Origin of the sequence: Collinsella ihumii (assembly GCF_030385545.1) — a bacterium.
In the GTDB taxonomy this organism is placed as follows: domain Bacteria; phylum Actinomycetota; class Coriobacteriia; order Coriobacteriales; family Coriobacteriaceae; genus Collinsella; species Collinsella ihumii.
Genome location: NZ_JAUEIQ010000026.1, coordinates 1 through 1366 on the forward strand (window position 1 = coordinate 1; position 1366 = coordinate 1366).

Genomic DNA, 1366 nt, shown 5'->3' on the forward strand with positions numbered 1-1366 from the left:
ATTCTATCAGCATCGGCGTCGACGTCCACGCCGGGAAGAACTGCGTCTTCGCCCTCGACCGGGACACCGGCGAGGCCCTCGAGGCCACGCTGTCCGGCGACCCGGCCGAGCTCGTCCGCTGGATCGGCGAGAACGGGCTCTCGGGCGGCACGTGCTGCTACGAGGCCGGCCCGACGGGCTTCGGGCTCGCGAGGGCGCTCGCCGCCGCCGGCATCCGGTGCGTCGTCGCCGCGACCTCGAAGCTGCCGCGCAGGAGCGACAGGAGGAAGAACGACCGCGTCGACGCGGAGTGGCTCGCGCGCATGCACGCGGCCGGCTCGGTGAGGGCCGTGCGCGTCCCCACCGAGCGGGAGGAGTCGCTGCGCCACCTCTCGCGCCTGCGCGGCGAGGTCGCCCGCGACCTGAGGGCGGCGCGCCAGCGCGTCGCGTCCTTCCTGCTGCTCACCGGCACCCGCTACGGGCTCACCAAGAGGCGCTGGACCAAGACGTTCAGGAGGTGGGCCGCCGCGCTCGAGTTCGCGCAGCCGGCGGACACCTTCGTGTTCCGCCAGAAGCTCGCCGCGGTCTACCGGCTCGAGGAGCGCCTCGCCGAGGTCGAGGCCGAGATCGCGCGCGCCGTCGCCTCCTCCCCGGAGCTCGCGGAGCGCATGGCGCGCCTCGAGTGCATCCGCGGGATCGGGCACGTCACCGCCTTCTCGCTGGTCTGCGAGGTGTGCGACTTCCGGAGGTTCCGGAACGGCTCGGCGCTCGCCTCCTACATCGGCCTCGTCCCGTCGGAGAGCTCGACCGGGTCCAGGACGAGGCGCGGGGGCATCTCCAAGACGGGCAGCTCGCACCTGAGGCGCGCCCTCGTCGAGGCGGCGTCGGCCTACTCGCGGCCGTGCAGGGGCGCGTCGGCGCCCGAGGACCCGCGCGTCCCCGCGCTCGTGAGGGCGAGGGCCGCCGAGTGCTCGAGGAGGCTCCGCAGGCGCCGCGAGCACCTCGTCGGCCGCGGCCTCGCCGCCAACAAGGTGAAGGTGGCCGTCGCGCGCGAGCTCTGCGAGTGGATATGGTGGATCGCCGTGATGCCGGCGTAGGGGGCCCCTCCCGACCGAGAGGTCCCCCCGGGCCCCCGGGCCCGTCGAGGATACCCGCGCCCGCGCCCGCCGCCGAGGATGGCGCCGGGGCGAACCGCGCCCACGCTATGCACGCCCCGCGAGGGGCGCGTGCGACCTTAGAATCGGCCGCGCCCGGCCGATGTGCGGCTCCGCCCAGCCGAAGGCATCCTTTTGCGGCAACCGATCCCCGCGAGGGGTGGCGACACGCGGACATGAGACTGTTCACAGTGCCTGACGTTGGGAAAACGTCGTCTCGACGGCGCTGCGGG

1 protein-coding gene is annotated in these 1366 nt (G+C 74.2%); it reads left to right on the plus strand.

The genetic code is table 11. The annotated features are described in order from the left end of the window. The coding region (locus tag QVN30_RS11430) for an IS110 family RNA-guided transposase (RefSeq protein WP_289836470.1) at nt 1–1076 on the plus strand (1076 nt) is incomplete at its 5' end. Nucleotides 1077–1366: the final 290 nt, after the last annotated feature.